The organism is Streptomyces endophytica, assembly GCF_026153355.1.
GTDB lineage: Bacteria > Actinomycetota > Actinomycetes > Streptomycetales > Streptomycetaceae > Streptomyces > Streptomyces endophytica.
Genome location: NZ_CP110636.1, coordinates 6,697,560 through 6,713,032, shown reverse-complemented (window position 1 = coordinate 6,713,032; position 15,473 = coordinate 6,697,560). Strand labels below are relative to the sequence as shown.

The following is a 15,473-nucleotide window of genomic DNA, read 5'->3' as shown; positions in this document are numbered from 1 at the left end:
CCCGTGACCGCTCTCCTCCGCTATCAGGCGGCGCTGCTCGTCGGCTCGCACCGCTGGCTGCCGCCGGTCATCCTCTACGCGGCGTTCCTGGCCATCGGCATCCAGAGCGGCGGCCCGATCCTCGACGCGTTCGGCTACGCCGCGGTCGGTGTGCTGCCGGTCACCGTCTGGCTGACCCGGATCTGCGTCACCAACGAGCCGCCCGCCGCCCGCAGTTGCACGGCGGCCGCCGCCGGGCCCGGCCGTGCGCACCTCGCCTCCGTGCTGACCGCGGCCGGTGCCGCGTTGCTGCTCGGGCTGCTCGGTACGGCCCTGGTGGTGCTGCTGTCCGATCCGCACTCGGCCAAAGGCCGGGTGGCGGTACCCGTCCTGCCCGCGACCGGCGCCGGCCTGTTCGCCGTGCTGACCTGCCTGCTGACGGGCCTGGCGATCGGCGCGCTGTGCACCTGGCCGGTGCTGCGCGTCCCCGGCTGGGGCGTCCCGGCCGGGCTCCTCGGCTCACTGCTGCTGCTCGTCCTGGGCGGCTCGCCCGCCAACGCCGCCATGACGGGCCTGGTCACCGGCTCCCTGCACGGCACGATCAATGTCCCCTGGCTCCCGGCCGCCGTGGCCGCCCTGCTCGCGGCCGCCGCCACCGCTGCCGCCTGCGCCCTGGCGTCCCGTCGCGGCTGAACCACGGGGGAGGGCGGGCCGCCCCGGGACCGGCGGGCGTACCCTCGGCCCCATGCCGCACCCGCCCGCCGCTCCCGGTCCCGCCACCCCGGCCCCCGACGCCCCCGTAGCCGACTGCCTGCACTGCGGCCGGCCCACCGAGTACCCGGTCGACCGGCCGGGGCTCGTGCTCTGCCCGGTGTGCGAGTGGCAGGAGGCACAGCGGACCGCGTGCTCCGGCTGATCCGTGGGGCAGCCCGGCCGCGGCGGCGTCAGTGGTGCCAGGGCCCGGTCACCGCGAACGTCGTGCCGGGCGTGTAGCAGTTGACGTACATCGTGCGGTGGTCGGGCGCGAAGGTCACGCCCGCGAACTCGCCCCACTCCGGCTTCTCCGGGGTGCCGATGTTCTGCCGCCCACGGGCCATCGGGTAGACCTCGCCGCCCCGGGTGAGCCCGAAGACGTGCTGGGCACCGTCGCCGTCCTCGCAGACCATCAGGCCCCCGCTGGGCGCCAGGCAGATGTTGTCGGGGGACTCGCCGGGCAGGTACCACGCACCCGGCCGCCCGGGAACCAGGCCGACCGACGGCCCCGCCGGACCCCCCTGACGGACCTCGCCTAGCGGGCCTCGTCGGTCACCAGGGACTTCGCGTCGCGCGCCAGGGCCGTCAGCCGGGAGATCGCCCGGAAGTACTTCTTGCGGTAGCCGCCGCGCAGCATCTCGTCGCTGAACAGCTCGTCGAAGGGCTTTCCGGAGGCCAGCACCGGCACCTCGCGGTCGTAGAGCCGGTCCGCGAGGACCACCAGGCGCAGCGCGGTGGACTGGTCGGGCACCGCCTGGACGTCGGTCAGGCAGACCGCCTCGATGCCGTCGCACATCGCGCCGTACCGGCTGGGGTGCACCTTCGACAGGTGGTCCAGGAGGGAGGGGAAGTCGTCGAGCGAGGCCCCGGGCGTGCGGTACGCGGTGCGGGTGACGGTCTCGTCGTCGAACGGGGCGGGCGCCTCGGGCAGACCGCGGTGGCGGTAGTCCTCGCCGTCGATCCGCAGCGGGCGGAAGTGGGCGCTCAGGCCCTGGATCTCGCGCAGGAAGTCGACGGCGGCGAACCGGCCCTCGCCGAGCTTGCCGGGCAGCGTGTTGGAGGTGGCGGCCAGCGCCACACCGGCCTCCACCAGCTTGCCGAGCAGCGTGGAGACCAGCACCGTGTCGCCGGGGTCGTCCAGCTCGAACTCGTCGATGCACAGCAGCTTGTGCTCGCCGAGCGTGCGGACGGTCTGCTGGAAGCCGAGCGCGCCCACCAGGTTCGTCAGCTCGACGAAGGTGCCGAACGCCTTCTGTTCGGCGGGCGCCGGGGCGGCGTGCCACAGGGAGGCGAGCAGATGGGTCTTGCCGACGCCGTAGCCGCCGTCCAGATAGACGCCGCGCGGGCCCTTGGGGGCAGCCTTCTTGGGACTCCTGGCGAACCAGCGGCGCTTACCGCCGCCGGTGTCCGCCCCGCCGGCGATGGAGTCCGCGAAGTCGCTCAGGACCTGGACCGCCTCGGCCTGGCTGGGCTGATTCGGGTCCGGGATGTACGTGTCGAACCGGGCGTCCTGGAAGCGCGGCGGCGGCACCATCTCGGCGACCAGGTGGTCGGCCGGGACGTGCGGGGCGCGGGCGGTGAGCGCGGCGGGGGCCGCATCGGCCGGGTCGGCCGCGTCGGCCGGCGGTCCGGCTATCGGGTCGGGCTGCGGCGCGGAGGGCTGGGAAGGTGACACAGCCGTCCAGCCTATCTCGTTCACCCGAGGTGCCGGACCGTGTGGCGAGGCATGTCACACTGCCGCCATGCGACGCCTGTTCCCCCTCCCCGCCCCGCCCGTACCCGCTGCCGACGGGACGGCCGCCGCGCCCGCGGTGACCGGTGCCGGCGACCGTGAGTGGACGCTGGACGAGCTGGCCGACGCCTACGCCTACCCGGCGGCGGACGACCCGGCGCGCGCGGGGCGCCCCGGCTGGCTGCGCGCCAACATGGTGTCCTCCCTGGACGGCGCGGCCCACCACGAGGGGCGCTCGCAGCCGCTCTCCAGCGACGCCGACATGCGGATCTTCGGGGTGCTGCGGGCCGTCGCCGACGTCGTGGTGGTGGGGGCGGAGACGGTGCGCCAGGAGGGCTACCGGCCGGCCCGCGTCCGGGAGGCGTTCGCCGCCCGCCGGGCCGCCGCCGGGCAGACCCCGGCGCCCGCGATCGCGGTGGTCACCGCCGGGCTCGGGCTGGACTTCGGGCTGCCCCTGTTCACCGAGGCGCCGGCGCCGACCGTCGTCCTGACCGGCGCGGGCGCCCCCGCCGATCGGGTGGCCAAGGCCCGGGCGGCCGGTGTGGAGGTGCTGTTCGCCGGCGAGGGCCTGGGCGTCGACCCGGCGCGGGTGGCCGGTGTCCTGGCCGAACGCGGTCACTCCCGGCTGCTCACCGAGGGCGGGCCGATGCTGCTGGGGCAGTTCGGCGCGGCCGGTGCGCTGGACGAGATGTGTCTGACGGTCGCTCCTGTGGTAGCCGTCGGAGATGCGCCGAGGATCATGAAGGGGCCGGCCGTCGAGGTTCCCGAGCGGTTCACCCTGGCATCCGTATTGGAGGAGGCCGGGTTCCTGTTCACTCGCTACCGTCGGTCCTGACAAACAGCGGAATTATCTGTTCCGCTTAGCTTCCTTTGGGCACACTAAAAGCCAACAGGTCCCGCGTGGCGACGGGGCAGGATGGTGTCTGTCGGGCTCCGCGCAATGCGGCGCTGAAGAGAAGAAGGGCGTCCGTCGTGTTCACGAGCGTATTGATGATCGAGAAACCACTGACGCCCGCCGACGTGGAGTTCGTGACCACCCTGCACGGCGACGACCGGGTCTCCTTCGTCGTGCTCATGCAGCCCCGCGGCAAGCAGGACGTCCTGCTGCGGGCCATCGACGACGTCGCCCTCGGGGAGTTCGACGACGCCGTGCGCGAGGGGGCCGAACCGGGCGGGGCGCAGGCCGGGGCCCCTGCCGAGGTCGGGCTGTCGCAGACCCTCCAGGCACTGCGCGGGGCCGGTGCCCAGGCCGTCGGACAGGTCGTCGAGGACCATCCGCTGGACCTGCTGCGCTCCGTCGTGGACGAGACCGGGGCGGACGAGGTGATCGTGCTGACCACCCCGCACTTCGTCGAGGAGTTCTTCCACCGCGACTGGGCCTCCCGCGCCCGCCACAAGGTCGGCGTCCCGGTTCTCAAGCTCTTCTCGCACGCCGCCGACGACCAGCCCCAGGGGACGCCCGGGGGCTGACCGCGCCCCCGGGCCGGCCCCCGGCACCTCACAGCCGGGCGGCCGGGCGGGAGCGCAGCCGCCCGTCGTGCACCTCCGCGATCTCGTCCGCCACGTCCAGATGGCTGTGGTCGTGGGTGACCAGCACCGTCGCCGTCGCCCGCTGGTGGGTCAGGTCCAGCAGCAGCTCCAGCACCGCGGCGCCCCGCTCGTGGTCCAGCGCGCTGGTCGGCTCGTCCACCAGCAGTACCGCGGGGTCGTTCATCAGCGCCCGGGCGATGTTGATCCGCTGCCGCTGACCGCCCGACAGCTGGTGCGGCCGCCGGCCGGCCAGCCCCTCCAGACCGACCGCCGCCAGCAGCTCCCGCGCCCTGGCCCGGGCCTTGCGCGGCGAGCGGCCGTCCAGATGGGCCATCACCTCCAGCTGCTCGGCGGCGGTCAGGGACGGCAGCAGGTTCGGCTGCTGGAAGACCATGCCGAGGGCCGTCCGGCGCAGCGCGGTCAGCTCGGCGCGGCCGAGGCCCGTGGTGTCCGTGCCGTCGATCACCACCCGCCCGCGGTCCGGGCGGATCAGCGTCGCGGCGACCGCCAGCAGGCTGGACTTGCCCGACCCGGACGGCCCGATCACCGCGGTCAGACAGCCGGCGGGGACGGTCAGCGAGACCGCGTCCAGCGCGGTCAGCCGGTCCTCACCGTCGGGGTAGGTCAGGGTCACATCGGTCAGTTCCAGGCTCATCGGGCACTCCCCAGGGCGGTCAGCGGGTCGACGGACGTAATGCGGCGGATGGACAGCGCGGCCCCGGCGGCGCCGAGCGCGATCATGACCAGGGCCGGGACCAGCACCGTCGGCGGATCGAGCACGAACGGCACCGCGCCGCCGATCCCCGCGCCCACCCCCGCCGCCACGGCGGTGCCCAGGCCCGTTCCGATCACCAGCAGGACGACGGCCTGCCCGAGCGCGTCCCGCAGCAGATAGCGGGTCGAGGCGCCGAGCGCCTTCAGCACCGCGACGTCGCCGCTGCGCTGGATCGTCCACACCGTGAAGAACGCGCCGATCACCAGCGCGGAGATGGCGAACAGGAAGCCACGCATCAGCTGCAGCGAGCCGTTCTCGGCGGTGTACGAGCCGATGGCCTGCAGGGCGTCGTCGAGGGGCACCGTCTTCGTGTCCAGCCGCCGGTCGGCGGCGGCGAGGCCCGGCGTCCCCGCGGTGGACAGCGCCAGCACCGTAGCGCCCGGGGAGCCGCCGTTCCCGTTGCCGCCCGTCAGGCCCCGCCAGTCGGCGAGCGACGTCCAGACCACCGGGGTGTGGCTGTACATGGCTGCGCCCGACACCGCCGCCACCCGGAACGTGCGCCCGCCCAGCGACACCGAGCCGCCGGCCCGCGCCCCGAGCGAGGCCGCGGCCTTCTCCGAGAGCACCACCGTGCCGTCACCGGTCCGCCCCGGCGCCGGGGCCAGCGGCGATCCGGGGCGCACCCCGAACGCGGACACCGCGGCGGTCCGGTCGCCCGCCTCCGCCTTCGTCGTGGCGATCGCCAGCGGCTCGGCCCGCCGTACGCCGGGCACCCGCGCCCACTCCCGTACGGTCCGTTCGGTCAGCCGGGAGTCGGTGAAGGCGACCGCACGGCCCTCCAGGGGCGCCGAGAACACCAGGTGGTCGGCGGGCAGGCCGGTGATCGCCGAGGTGTTCTCCCGGCCCAGGCCCGCCGTCAGGCCCGACAGCAGACCCACCAGCACGGTGATCAGCACCACGACGGTCCCCATCAGGGCGAACCGCCCCTTGGCGAATCTCAGATCTCTCCAGGCGACGAACACGGGCTCGGCCATCCTCGGGGTCGGACGCCGGACCCACTGCCCGGCGACTGGACTCCACCGTCGCCCGCCGGAGGGGGCCGCGGCATCGCGCCGCGGAGTGGTCCGCGGAGATCGAAAGGTGCGCCCCGGCATCAACCCTTCGGTTGATGCCCACGGCCGTACCCGCCCGTAGCCTGAAGAGGCCGTGACCGAAGAAGCCGTGACCGCCCACTCCCTCACCCCCGTCCTGCGGGTCCTGCGCAGCTGCCTCCATCTGATGGTGGCCGCGCTGCTCGGGCTCGCCGCCGTCCGCGCGCTCGCCGAGCACCGTCCGCACGCGCCCGCGGTCCTCGCCACCGCCGTCGTGCTGTTCGCGCTCTACGTCGCGGGCCCCCGGCTGCCCCGGCTGCGCAGTTCCACCGGCGCCGCCGCCCTCTGGCTCACCGCCGTCGGGCTGGTCTGGCTGGTGCTGCTGGCCCTCACCCCGGACGGCGTCTGGCTGGCCTTTCCGCTGTTCTTCGTCCAGCTGCACCTCCTCCCGCTGCGCTGGGCGCTGCCCGTCGTCGCGGCCACCACCCTCGCCGCCGTCGCCGGTTTCGGGTGGCACACCCACACCCTCAGCGTCGGCACGGTCCTCGGCCCGGCCCTCGGGGCGGCGGTCGCGGTCGCCGTCGTCCTCGGCTACCAAGCCCTCTACCGCGAGAGCGAACAGCGCCGCCGCCTCATCGAGGAGCTGACCGCGGCCCGCAGCGAGCTGGCCGCCGCGGAGCACGCCGCCGGCGTGCTCGCCGAGCGGGAGCGGCTGGCCCGGGAGATCCACGACACCCTCGCCCAGGGCCTGTCCAGCATCCAGCTGCTGCTGCGCGCCGCCGAGCGCGCCCTCCCCGAGCGGCCCGGGGCGGCGCTCGGGCACGTCCGGCAGGCCCGTACGGCCGCGGTCGACAACCTCGCCGAGGCCCGCCGCTTCGTCCGCGCGCTCAGCCCGCCCGACCTGGAGACCGGATCGCTGCCCGCCGCCCTGGAGCGGCTGTGCGCCACCACGGCGCGCACCTCCGGACTGGCCGTGCACTGCCAGGTCTCCGGCGCGCCCACCCCGCTGCCCACCCCGCACGAGGTCGCCCTGCTGCGCATCGCCCAGTCCGCGCTCGCCAACACCGTCCAGCACGCCGCGGCCGGCCGGGTCGAGCTGACCCTCAGCTACATGGACACCGAGGTCGCCCTCGACGTCGTCGACGACGGCACCGGATTCGTCCCGGCCGAGGTGCCCGCACCGGGCTCCGCCGCGGCCTCCGGCACCGGATTCGGGCTCGCCGCGATGCGCGCCCGGGCCCGCGCCCTCCAGGGCACCCTCGCCGTCGAGTCCGCCCCGGGAGAGGGCACCGCCATCGCCGTCACCCTGCCCTGCCCGGCAGCGCCCGTCACCCCGGAGGCCGCCCCGTGACCAGCCCCGCGCCCCCCATCCGGCTGCTGCTCGCCGACGACCACCCCGTCGTACGGGCCGGGCTGCGCGCCGTCCTGGAGACCGAACCGGGCTTCGAGGTCGTCGCGGACGTGCCCACCGCCGAGGAGGCCGTCGAGCTCGCCGGCCGGTGCGCGGTGGACGTGGTCCTCATGGACCTCCAGTTCGGCGGGCGGATGCTGGGCTCGCAGGCCACCGCCGCGATCACTGCCCGGGCCGGCGCCCCGCGCGTCCTGGTCCTCACCACGTACGACACCGACGCCGACATCCTCGCCGCCATCGAGGCCGGCGCCACCGGCTACCTCCTCAAGGACGCCCCGCCCGAGGAGCTGGCCGCCGCGGTGCGCACCGCCGCGGCCGGGAAGTCCGCGCTCGCGCCCACCATCGCGCTGCGCCTGATGGACCGGATGCGGACGCCCGCCACCGCGCTCTCCCGCCGCGAGACCGAGGTCCTCCAGCTCGTCGCGGACGGCCTGTCGAACGCCGCGATCAGCAAACGGCTCTTCCTCAGCCAGGCGACCGTCAAATCCCACCTTGTCCATATCTACTCCAAGCTGGGGGTGGACTCGCGTACGTCCGCGGTCGCCGCGGCCACCGCGAAGGGCCTGATCCGCCGCTGACCCGCTTGCCCGCTGCCCCTGACCACCGGCTCGGGGCCCGGTGCGGCCCGGTCCGTGGTCGTCCGGGGTCCGAGCACCGCCGCTGTCGGTGCCGGGTGCGACAATCTTCGGCAGTGGGACAGCCGCGCCGGCCGCACGAGGGCCGGTACCGGCCGGCCCGCCGGCAGAACCGCACGACCGCACCACCGCTCGCGATGATCGACGATCAGGGAGACCCGCCCATGGCACCCGCCATCCCAGCCTCGATGGACCGACCGCACTTCATCGGTATCGGCGGAGCCGGCATGTCGGGCATCGCCAAGATCCTCGCCCAGCGCGGCGCCCGGGTGGCCGGCAGCGACGCCAAGGACTCCCCGACCGCCGAGGCCCTGCGCGCCCTCGGCGTCACCGTCCACCTCGGCCACGCCGCCGAGCACCTCGCCGCCGACGCGACCAGCGTCGTGGTCTCCTCCGCGATCCGCCCCGACAACCCCGAGCTGGCCGCCGCCCATGAGCGCGGCATCCCCGTCGTGCATCGCTCCGACGCCCTCGCCGCCCTCATGGACGGCCTGCGCCCGATCGCCGTGGCCGGCACGCACGGCAAGACCACGACCACCTCCATGCTCGCCGTCTCCCTCGGCGCCCTCGGCCTCAAGCCGTCCTACGCCATCGGCGGCGACCTCGACGCCCCCGGCTCCAACGCCGAGCACGGCGCCGGCGAGATCTTCGTCGCCGAGGCCGACGAGAGCGACCGCAGCTTCCACAAGTACGCCCCCGAGGTCGCCATCGTCCTCAACGTCGAGCTGGACCACCACGCCAACTACGCCTCGATGGACGAGATCTACGAGTCCTTCGAGACCTTCGTCGGCCGCATCCGCCCCGGCGGCACCCTGGTCATCGCCGCCGACCACCCGGGCGCCCGCGAGCTGACCGCCCGGGTCTCCGGCCGCGAGGACATCGAGATCGTCACCTACGGCGAGTCCAAGGACGCCGACGTCCGCATCCTCCAGGTCACCCCGCACGGCCTGACCAGCGACGTCACCGTCAGCCTCACCAGCGGCAAGATCCTCACCTTCACCGTCTCCGTCCCCGGCCGGCACTACGCCCACAACGCCGTCGCCGCCCTCGCCGCCGGGGTCGCCCTCGACCTGCCGCCGCACAACCTCTCCACCGCCCTCGGCAAGTACACCGGCGTCAAGCGCCGCCTCCAGCTCAAGGGCGAGGCGGCCGGCGTCCAGGTCATCGACTCCTACGCCCACCACCCGACGGAGATGACCGCCGACCTCGAAGCGATCCGCGGCGCCGCCGAGGACGCCCGCGTCCTGGTCGTCTTCCAGCCGCACCTCTTCTCCCGCACCCAGGAGCTCGGCACGGAAATGGGCCAGGCGCTCGCCCTCGCCGACGCCTCCGTCGTGCTGGACATCTACCCGGCCCGCGAGGACCCGATCCCGGGCGTCACCAGCGACCTGATCATCGACGCCGCGCGCGCCGCCGGCGCCGAGGTCACCGCCGAGAGCGACAAGGCCGCCGTCCCGGACGTCATCGCCGGAATGACCCGGCCCGGTGACCTTGTTCTCACCATGGGCGCGGGCGATGTGACCGACCTCGGCCCCGCCATCCTGACCCGCCTGGGCAGCTGAGCCGGAGGAGGCCCCCAGATGCCGTACGAGATCGACAAGCCCGATGAGCAGTGGCGCGCCGAGCTGACCCCCGCCGAGTACCAGGTACTCCGCCAGGCCGGCACCGAGCCCGCCTTCGTCGGCGAATACACCGACACCAAGACGTCGGGCAGCTACTCCTGCCGCGCCTGCGGCGCCGAACTCTTCCGCTCCGACACCAAGTTCGAGAGCCACTGCGGCTGGCCGTCCTTCTACGACCCCAAGGACTCCGACGCCGTGGAGCTCCTGGTGGACCGCTCGCACGGCATGGTCCGCACCGAAGTGCGCTGCGCCCGCTGCGGCTCCCACCTCGGCCACGTCTTCGAGGGCGAGGGGTACCCGACGCCTACGGATCAGCGGTACTGCATCAACAGCATCTCGCTGCGTCTGACGCCCGACGAGAGCTGACGCCGCCCGGCCGCAAGCGCGATGCCCACGAGAGCCGCGGCTCCCGTGGGCATCACGCATTCCGGACCGGAAGGGCTGTGGCTCTCACGCCGGCAGGGTGATGGCCGTGACGACCAGGCCCTCCTCGACGAGCCAGCGGCCGGTGAACTCGGTGAGTTCGGTGCCCTTGACGAGCGGGCCGGGGACGAGGAGGCGGGCGGTGAAGGTGGCGTCGGTGGGGTCGAGGGTGAGCAGGGCGTCCTCGAAGCCGAGCCAGCGGTGGGCCAGCGGGTACCACGCCTTGTAGACGCTCTCCTTGGCGCTGAAGATCAGGCGGTCCCAGGCGACCTCCGGTTCGAGGTCGGCCAGATGGCGGAGCTGGGCGCGTTCCTCGGGGAGGGTGACGAGGTCCATGACGCCCGGGTCGGAGACCGGCAGGTTGGGCTCGGCGTCCAGGCCGACGGTGAGCATGTCCCGTTGGCGGGCCACCACCACGGCGCGGTAACCGGTGCAGTGCGTCATCGCCCCGACGATGCCGTCCGGCCACTCCGGCGCCCGGTCCCGGCCGGGCAGCAGCGGCGCCGGGGCGATGCCCAGCCGGGACAGTGCGGCGCGGGCACAGACGCGCACCGTGCCGAACTCCCGTTGGCGCTTGGGCACGGCGCCCGCCACCAGCGCCCATTCCTCGGGGAACATCTCGGACAGCGGGGCGTCCTCGAAGGACTCGGCGGTCACGAGCGGCGCCGGGAGCAGCTTGTCGATCATGCCCGGGCTCCCGTGGTGCCGGAGCCGACCGCGGCCGGGGCCGGCAGGATCTGCACCGGACGGCCCGGTGTGCCGGAGCGGCGCCGCCACTCCCGGGGATAGCCGAGCGAGACCTCCTGGTGCGGTACGCCGTCGCAGATCAGCAGCCGGGGGATGTGCAGATGGCCGTAGACGACGGTGGCGGCACGGAACCGGCGCGGCCAGTCGGCGGTCGCCTCCGTACCGCACCACAGCGCGAAGTCCGGGTACCACAGCGGGTCGGTGGGCTCCCGGACCACCGGCCAGTGGTTGATCAGGATGGTCGGCAGGTCCGCCGGCAGGGCCGCGAGCCGGGCCTCGGTGGCGGCCACCCGCGCCCGGCACCAGTCCTCGCGGGTGGGATACGGGTCCGGGTGCAGATGGAACTCGTCCGTGCACACCACCCCGGCCTGCTCGGCCTGGGCGAGCGCCTCCTCCTTGGACGTCACGCCCGGCCGCCGGAAGGTGTAGTCGTAGAGCAGGAACAGCGGGGCGAGCACGACCGGGCCGCCGGCCCCCTCCCAGACCGGGTACGGGTCCTCGGGCGTCAGGACGCCCAACTCCCGGCAGATCTCCACCAGATGCTCGTACCGCGCCACGCCGCGCAGCTGCACCGGATCGTCGGCGGGGGTCCACAGCTCGTGGTTGCCCGGCACCCACACCACCTTGGCGAAGCGTTCGCTGAGCAGGCCGAGCGCCCAGCGGATGTCGGCGACGTACTCGCCCACGTCGCCGGCGACCAGCAGCCAGTCGTCGGCGGACTCCGGTCTTAACCCCTCGACGATCTCGCGGTTCTCGGCGTAGCGGACGTGCAGATCGCTGACCGCGACCAGGGTGCCGGGTCCGTGGGCCGGTGCGGGGTGCGGGGACGGGGCGGGGGCCGGGGCGGCGCTGCGGGGCTGTCGGCGCCGGGGGCCGGGGTGCGGATCTCGTAGGTCACCCTCGCAGTAAAGACGGTGCGCCAGGGAGAGTGAAGGGCGGGCCGGGGGACGGGCGGTGTGTCACCGGTCCGGGCGTGCCGGCGGCGGCGTGGCGGCGGTCCGGCCGGCGGCTCCGGGGAGGGCGTGCCGCCGCGGCGGATACGGGTGGCCAGCCACAGGTCGAAGCGGTCGTCCGGGTCGTCCAGCCGACGCCCCGTCAGATCCATGGCCTTGTCGAGGCGGTTGCGCACGGTGTGCCGGTGCACGCCGAGCCGGCGGCTGGTGGCGTCCCAGACGCCGCCGGTCTCCAGCCAGGCCGCCAGGGTGGCGATCAACTCCTCACCGTTGTCCGCGAGATCGAGCGGGCCGAGCACGGTGTCGGCGTAGCCCTGCAGCGTGCGGCGGTCCCCGAGGTCGAGGAGCAGCCGGCTGGCCTGGCTCTGCCGGGCCTCGGCCGGCTCGCCCGACGCCCGGCTGACGGCCAGCAGGCCGGCCGCCTGCCGCAGCGAGACCCGCACCGCCTCCGGAGCGGTGACCGGCCCGATACCGGCCGGCCGGTGCGGAGCGAAGCGGGCCAGTACATCCCGGATGTCCAGGTCCTCGCCGACCACCGCCTCGACGAGCCGGCCGGACGGCCCGCCCGGCGCGCGGCCCGGTGCGCGGTCCGGAGCACCGGCCGGGGTGCCGTCGGTGGCGCCGCCCACCACCCGGACCAGCCCGCCCGGCACCGCCAGGGCGAGATCGGCGGCCATCTCCTGCGCGGCGGACCCGTCGGCGGACCCGTCGGCGGTCCCGGGGGCCGCCGCACCGGAACCGGCCCCCGCCGCCCGCTTGCGCGCGTCGCCCCCGCTGCCCGCCTCCACCACCACACCGCGCACCCGCTCGGTCGTCAGCCCCACCGAGTGCAGCATGTCCCGGGCCCGGCCGGGTGCCGGATGCTCCTCGGCCAGCAGCTCCGACAGCAGCGCCGACCGGCGCCGGCGCTCCGGCTCGTCGCGCAGGTGGCGGCGCTCCAGTTCCAGCGAGAGCAGCGAGACCAGACCGGGGACCACCGACCGGGCGGCATCGTCCGGACGGCCGGTGAGCAGCAGCAGGCCGCGCAGCCGCCGCGCGCCCAGCGGCTGCACCTCCAGCTGCTGCCCGCCGGCCGTACTGGACGCGCTGCCGCGCAGCCCGCGTGCGGCGACCCGGTCGAGCAGATCGCGGGCCTGGGCCAGCGGAGGGCCCGGCTCCCGCTCGCCGGCCGCCAGCAGCCGCCCGAGCGGATCGAGCACCGCGGCGCCCACACCGGTGGCGGCCGTCCATTCCTCCAGCATCGGCCGCAGCCCGTCGCCGGCCGCGGCCGCGGTCAGTCGCCGCTGGGTGGCGAACGCCCGGTGCAGCGCGTCGCGCTGCTCGGTGGCCCGGGCGTCGAAGACCGCCTTGGTGACCGCGATGAACGGCACCTCGTCCGGCACCGTCAGCAGCGGCAGCCCGGCCTCCTCGGCCGCGGTCACCAGCGGCTCCGGCGCCTCCTGGTACGGCAGGCCCTGGCCCAGCCCGAGCGCCAGGCAGGCCGCCCCGCCCTCGGCGACATCCCGGACGTACGCCCGGCAGGCGGCCGGCTCCATGGGCAGCAGCAGGCCGATGGTCATCAGCAGTTCGCCGCCCTGCAGCCACTTGCCGGGCGACAGCAGGTCCGAGACGGTCGCGGCCTCGATCGGGCGGGCCAGCAGGTGCGGCGGCACGTCGTAGGTGACCGAGAGACGCAGGTCGGGCCGGGTCAGCAGGTCCGAGAGAGACAGCGGCATAGACATAGTGTCCACCACATATCCATCGGATGGACGATCGGGCGATCGAGCCCCGGCGGCGGGGCGCCTGGGTTCGCACCACCGCGGCATCCGCCGACCAGCAGGCCGGGGACGAAGGACAGGTCGGCGCCGCCGAGGGCCTCGGTGGCCGGCACGGACGCGCCGGCGGCCGCCGGCAGCCCCGCCTGAGCCGGCTCACGGGCCCAGGACCACCACCGACTCCGGGGGCAGGCGCAGGATGCCGTCCGCCCCGGCAGCCGGGCCGCCGGCCAGCCCGCCAGGGCCTCCAGCGCCGGCCGCCGGCCGCCGTCCCCCGCCGGCAGCGGCACCGCGGCCGTCGCCTCGGTCGAGAGGTTGACCGCCACCCGCAGCGGGCCGCGGCACAGCAGCAGCCAGCGCGCCTCCTCGTCGAAGCGGACCGAGGTGTGCCGGGGGTCCGGATCGGTCAGCGCGGGCAGTTCGCGGCGGAGCGTCAGCAGCGTGCGGTACCAGGCCAGCAGCCCGGTGTGCGGGGCCACGGCCGGCTCGGACCAGTCCAGCACGCAGCGGTCGCGGGTGACCGGATCCTGCGGGTCCGGCCACTCGGCGCTGTCGCCCGCCCAGGCGTGCTCGGCGAACTCCCGCCGCCGGCCGGCCCGTACCGCCTCCGCCAGCTCGGGATCGGTGTGGTCGGTGAAGTACTGCCAGGGCGTGCGGGCCCCCCACTCCTCGCCCATGAACAGCATCGGGGTGAACGGCGCGCACAGCACCAGCGCACCGGCGCAGGCCAGCAGGCCGGGGGAGAGGGCGGCGGCGAGCCGGTCACCGAGCGCCCGGTTGCCGATCTGGTCGTGCGTCTGGGCGTAGGCCAGCAGCCGGTACGCCGGGGTCTCCCGCAGGTCCAGCGGTGCGCCGTGCGGCCGGCCGCGGAAGCTGGAGTACGTACCGTCGTGGAAGAAACCGCCGGTCAGGGTCTTGGCGAGGGCGGCGAGCGGGGCCCGCGCGAAGTCCGCGTAATAGCCCTGGGACTCACCGGTGAGCGCGGTGTGCAGGGCGTGGTGGAAGTCGTCGTTCCACTGGGCGTGCAGGCCCTGGCCGCCGCTGTCGCGCGGCGCGGTCGTCCGCGGATCGTTCAGATCCGACTCGGCGATCAGGAACAGCGGGCGGTGCAGCCGGCCGGCCAGCGCGTCCACGGCGGCGGAGAGCTGGGCCAGGAAGTGCGGGGTCCGGTCGTCGTGCAGTGCGTGCACGGCGTCCAGCCGCAGCCCGTCGAGCCGGTAGTCGCGCAGCCAGGACAGCGCGCTCCCCAGGAAGTAGGCGCGCACCTCGTCGGAACCGGGCGCGTCGAGGTTCACCGCCGCGCCCCACGGCGTGTGGTGGGTGTCGGTGAAGTACGGGCCGAATTCCGGGAGATGGTTGCCGGACGGGCCGAGGTGGTTGTGCACCACGTCGAGCACCACGCCCAGGCCGTGACCGTGCGCCGCGTCCACGAACCGCTTCAGCCCCTCGGGCCCGCCGTACGGCTCGTGCACCGCCCAGGGCGCGATCCCGTCGTAACCCCACCCGTGGGTGCCGGGGAAGGGGCAGACCGGCATCAGCTCGATATGGGTGATGCCCAGGTCGGCCAGGTGCCGCAGGCGCGCGGCGGCGGCGTCGAAGGTGCCCTCCGGGGTGTACGTCCCGATGTGCAGCTCGTACAGGACCGCGCCGGGCAGCGGGCGGCCGGACCACGGGTGGTGCCAGCCGAACCGGTCGTGCTCGACGACCGCGGCCGGGCCGCCGGGGCCCTCCGGCAGCCGGGCGGCCCGCGGATCGGGCAGCGGCGGCCCGTCGTCGAGCCGGAACGCGTAGCGGTCGCCGTCGCGGGCCGGCGCGTCGGTGCGCCACCAGCCCGCGCGGGCGTCGTCCGGCTCCATCGGAATCTCCGGTTCCGTAGCCCGGTCGCCCGCCCACCGGAGAGCCACCCGGCCGGCGCGCGGCGCCCACACCTCGAACAGCACGGCCGTCCTCCTTCGTTCGCACCCGGTCCGGACGACCCAAGCACGCCGGCGCGCCGCCCGACAGCCCGACGTGGCGGCACGGGCCGACATCGCGCCAATGCGCGCGTCCGTTCCGGCGAGATGACGGGCCGTCGGGCACCGCCCGGAGCCGCCCGGAGCCGCGCACCGGCCTCGCCTGGACAGCGGCT

14 protein-coding genes and 2 pseudogenes are annotated in these 15,473 nt (G+C 75.0%); 8 read left to right on the top strand and 8 right to left on the bottom strand.

From position 1 onward, the window contains the following. Positions 1-3: 3 nt before the first annotated feature. Together OJ254_RS29955 and OJ254_RS29950 are read left to right on the top strand one after the other, a co-directional pair. The gene (locus OJ254_RS29955) at positions 4-672 is read left to right on the top strand and encodes an ABC transporter (RefSeq protein WP_265364879.1); all 669 of its coding nucleotides are present in this window, start codon (positions 4-6) and stop codon (positions 670-672) included. A 52-nt stretch (positions 673-724) separates the two neighbouring features. Then, on the top strand, positions 725-895 hold the full coding sequence (locus OJ254_RS29950; protein WP_265364878.1) for a hypothetical protein: 171 nt from the start codon (positions 725-727) through the stop codon (positions 893-895). Positions 896-923: 28 nt separating this feature from the next. Here OJ254_RS29950 and OJ254_RS29945 read toward each other — a convergent pair. Together OJ254_RS29945 and zapE are read right to left on the bottom strand one after the other, a co-directional pair. Continuing rightward, positions 924-1,196 (bottom strand): annotated as a pseudogene (locus OJ254_RS29945) (alkaline phosphatase PhoX); the annotation flags it as partial. 71 nt (positions 1,197-1,267) lie between these two features. Continuing rightward, positions 1,268-2,407 (bottom strand): cell division protein ZapE, encoded by a 1,140-nt coding sequence (gene zapE / locus OJ254_RS29940; RefSeq protein ID WP_265364877.1) that lies wholly within the window; start codon positions 2,405-2,407, stop codon positions 1,268-1,270. 67 nt (positions 2,408-2,474) lie between these two features. Here zapE and OJ254_RS29935 point away from each other — a divergent pair, with 67 nt between their 5' ends. Together OJ254_RS29935 and OJ254_RS29930 are read left to right on the top strand one after the other, a co-directional pair. Beyond that, positions 2,475-3,299, top strand: a complete 825-nt coding sequence (locus tag OJ254_RS29935; RefSeq protein ID WP_265364876.1) for a dihydrofolate reductase family protein — start codon at positions 2,475-2,477, stop codon at positions 3,297-3,299. 137 nt (positions 3,300-3,436) lie between these two features. Continuing rightward, positions 3,437-3,934 carry an indole-3-glycerol phosphate synthase gene (locus OJ254_RS29930; protein ID WP_265364875.1) on the top strand — a complete coding sequence of 166 codons (498 nt, stop codon included), beginning with the start codon at positions 3,437-3,439 and terminating at the stop codon, positions 3,932-3,934. A gap of 28 nt (positions 3,935-3,962) precedes the next feature. Here OJ254_RS29930 and OJ254_RS29925 read toward each other — a convergent pair whose 3' ends face one another. Both OJ254_RS29925 and OJ254_RS29920 read right to left on the bottom strand, forming a co-directional pair. Beyond that, entirely contained in the window at positions 3,963-4,649 is a 687-nt protein-coding gene (locus tag OJ254_RS29925) for an ABC transporter ATP-binding protein (protein WP_265364874.1), read from the bottom strand. Beyond that, positions 4,646-5,731: an ABC transporter permease gene (locus OJ254_RS29920; protein WP_265365373.1), complete on the bottom strand. Its 1,086-nt coding sequence runs from the start codon at positions 5,729-5,731 to the stop codon at positions 4,646-4,648. Before OJ254_RS29920 ends, OJ254_RS29925 begins: the two co-directional genes overlap by 4 nt. A 184-nt stretch (positions 5,732-5,915) precedes the next feature. Here OJ254_RS29920 and OJ254_RS29915 point away from each other — a divergent pair, with 184 nt between their 5' ends. From OJ254_RS29915 to msrB, 4 genes are all read left to right on the top strand, one after another. Beyond that, positions 5,916-7,151, top strand: coding sequence for a sensor histidine kinase (locus OJ254_RS29915; RefSeq protein ID WP_265364873.1), 1,236 nt, complete (start codon positions 5,916-5,918; stop codon positions 7,149-7,151). Next, positions 7,148-7,789, top strand: coding sequence for a response regulator (locus OJ254_RS29910; RefSeq protein WP_265364872.1), 642 nt, complete (start codon positions 7,148-7,150; stop codon positions 7,787-7,789). Before OJ254_RS29915 ends, OJ254_RS29910 begins: the two co-directional genes overlap by 4 nt. A gap of 221 nt (positions 7,790-8,010) precedes the next feature. After that, positions 8,011-9,408 carry a UDP-N-acetylmuramate--L-alanine ligase gene (gene murC / locus OJ254_RS29905; protein ID WP_265364871.1) on the top strand — a complete coding sequence of 466 codons (1,398 nt, stop codon included), beginning with the start codon at positions 8,011-8,013 and terminating at the stop codon, positions 9,406-9,408. A gap of 18 nt (positions 9,409-9,426) precedes the next feature. Next, a complete protein-coding gene (msrB, locus tag OJ254_RS29900) occupies positions 9,427-9,834 on the top strand; it encodes a peptide-methionine (R)-S-oxide reductase MsrB (protein WP_265364870.1) in 408 nt (135 codons plus the stop codon). 84 nt (positions 9,835-9,918) lie between these two features. Here msrB and OJ254_RS29895 read toward each other — a convergent pair whose 3' ends face one another. From OJ254_RS29895 to treZ, 4 genes and pseudogenes are all read right to left on the bottom strand, one after another. Continuing rightward, positions 9,919-10,578: a 4'-phosphopantetheinyl transferase family protein gene (locus OJ254_RS29895; RefSeq protein ID WP_265364869.1), complete on the bottom strand. Its 660-nt coding sequence runs from the start codon at positions 10,576-10,578 to the stop codon at positions 9,919-9,921. Beyond that, complete coding sequence (locus OJ254_RS29890) at positions 10,575-11,429, bottom strand: metallophosphoesterase family protein (protein WP_265365372.1); 855 nt, start codon at positions 11,427-11,429, stop codon at positions 10,575-10,577. Before OJ254_RS29890 ends, OJ254_RS29895 begins: the two co-directional genes overlap by 4 nt. After that, positions 11,366-13,306, bottom strand: a complete 1,941-nt coding sequence (locus OJ254_RS29885) for a PucR family transcriptional regulator (RefSeq protein ID WP_265364868.1) — start codon at positions 13,304-13,306, stop codon at positions 11,366-11,368. Before OJ254_RS29885 ends, OJ254_RS29890 begins: the two co-directional genes overlap by 64 nt. A gap of 195 nt (positions 13,307-13,501) precedes the next feature. Continuing rightward, positions 13,502-15,285: pseudogene (treZ, locus tag OJ254_RS29880) on the bottom strand (malto-oligosyltrehalose trehalohydrolase). Between the last annotated feature and the right edge of the window lie 188 nt (positions 15,286-15,473).

Coding starts and splice junctions, on each gene's coding strand:
- OJ254_RS29925 (WP_265364874.1), bottom strand. CDS start 4,649: ATGAGCCTGGAACTGACCGATGTGACCCTGACCTACCCCGACGGTGAG.
- OJ254_RS29885 (WP_265364868.1), bottom strand. CDS start 13,306: ATGCCGCTGTCTCTCTCGGACCTGCTGACCCGGCCCGACCTGCGTCTC.
- OJ254_RS29950 (WP_265364878.1), top strand. CDS start 725: ATGCCGCACCCGCCCGCCGCTCCCGGTCCCGCCACCCCGGCCCCCGAC.
- OJ254_RS29935 (WP_265364876.1), top strand. CDS start 2,475: ATGCGACGCCTGTTCCCCCTCCCCGCCCCGCCCGTACCCGCTGCCGAC.
- msrB (WP_265364870.1), top strand. CDS start 9,427: ATGCCGTACGAGATCGACAAGCCCGATGAGCAGTGGCGCGCCGAGCTG.
- OJ254_RS29895 (WP_265364869.1), bottom strand. CDS start 10,578: ATGATCGACAAGCTGCTCCCGGCGCCGCTCGTGACCGCCGAGTCCTTC.
- murC (WP_265364871.1), top strand. CDS start 8,011: ATGGCACCCGCCATCCCAGCCTCGATGGACCGACCGCACTTCATCGGT.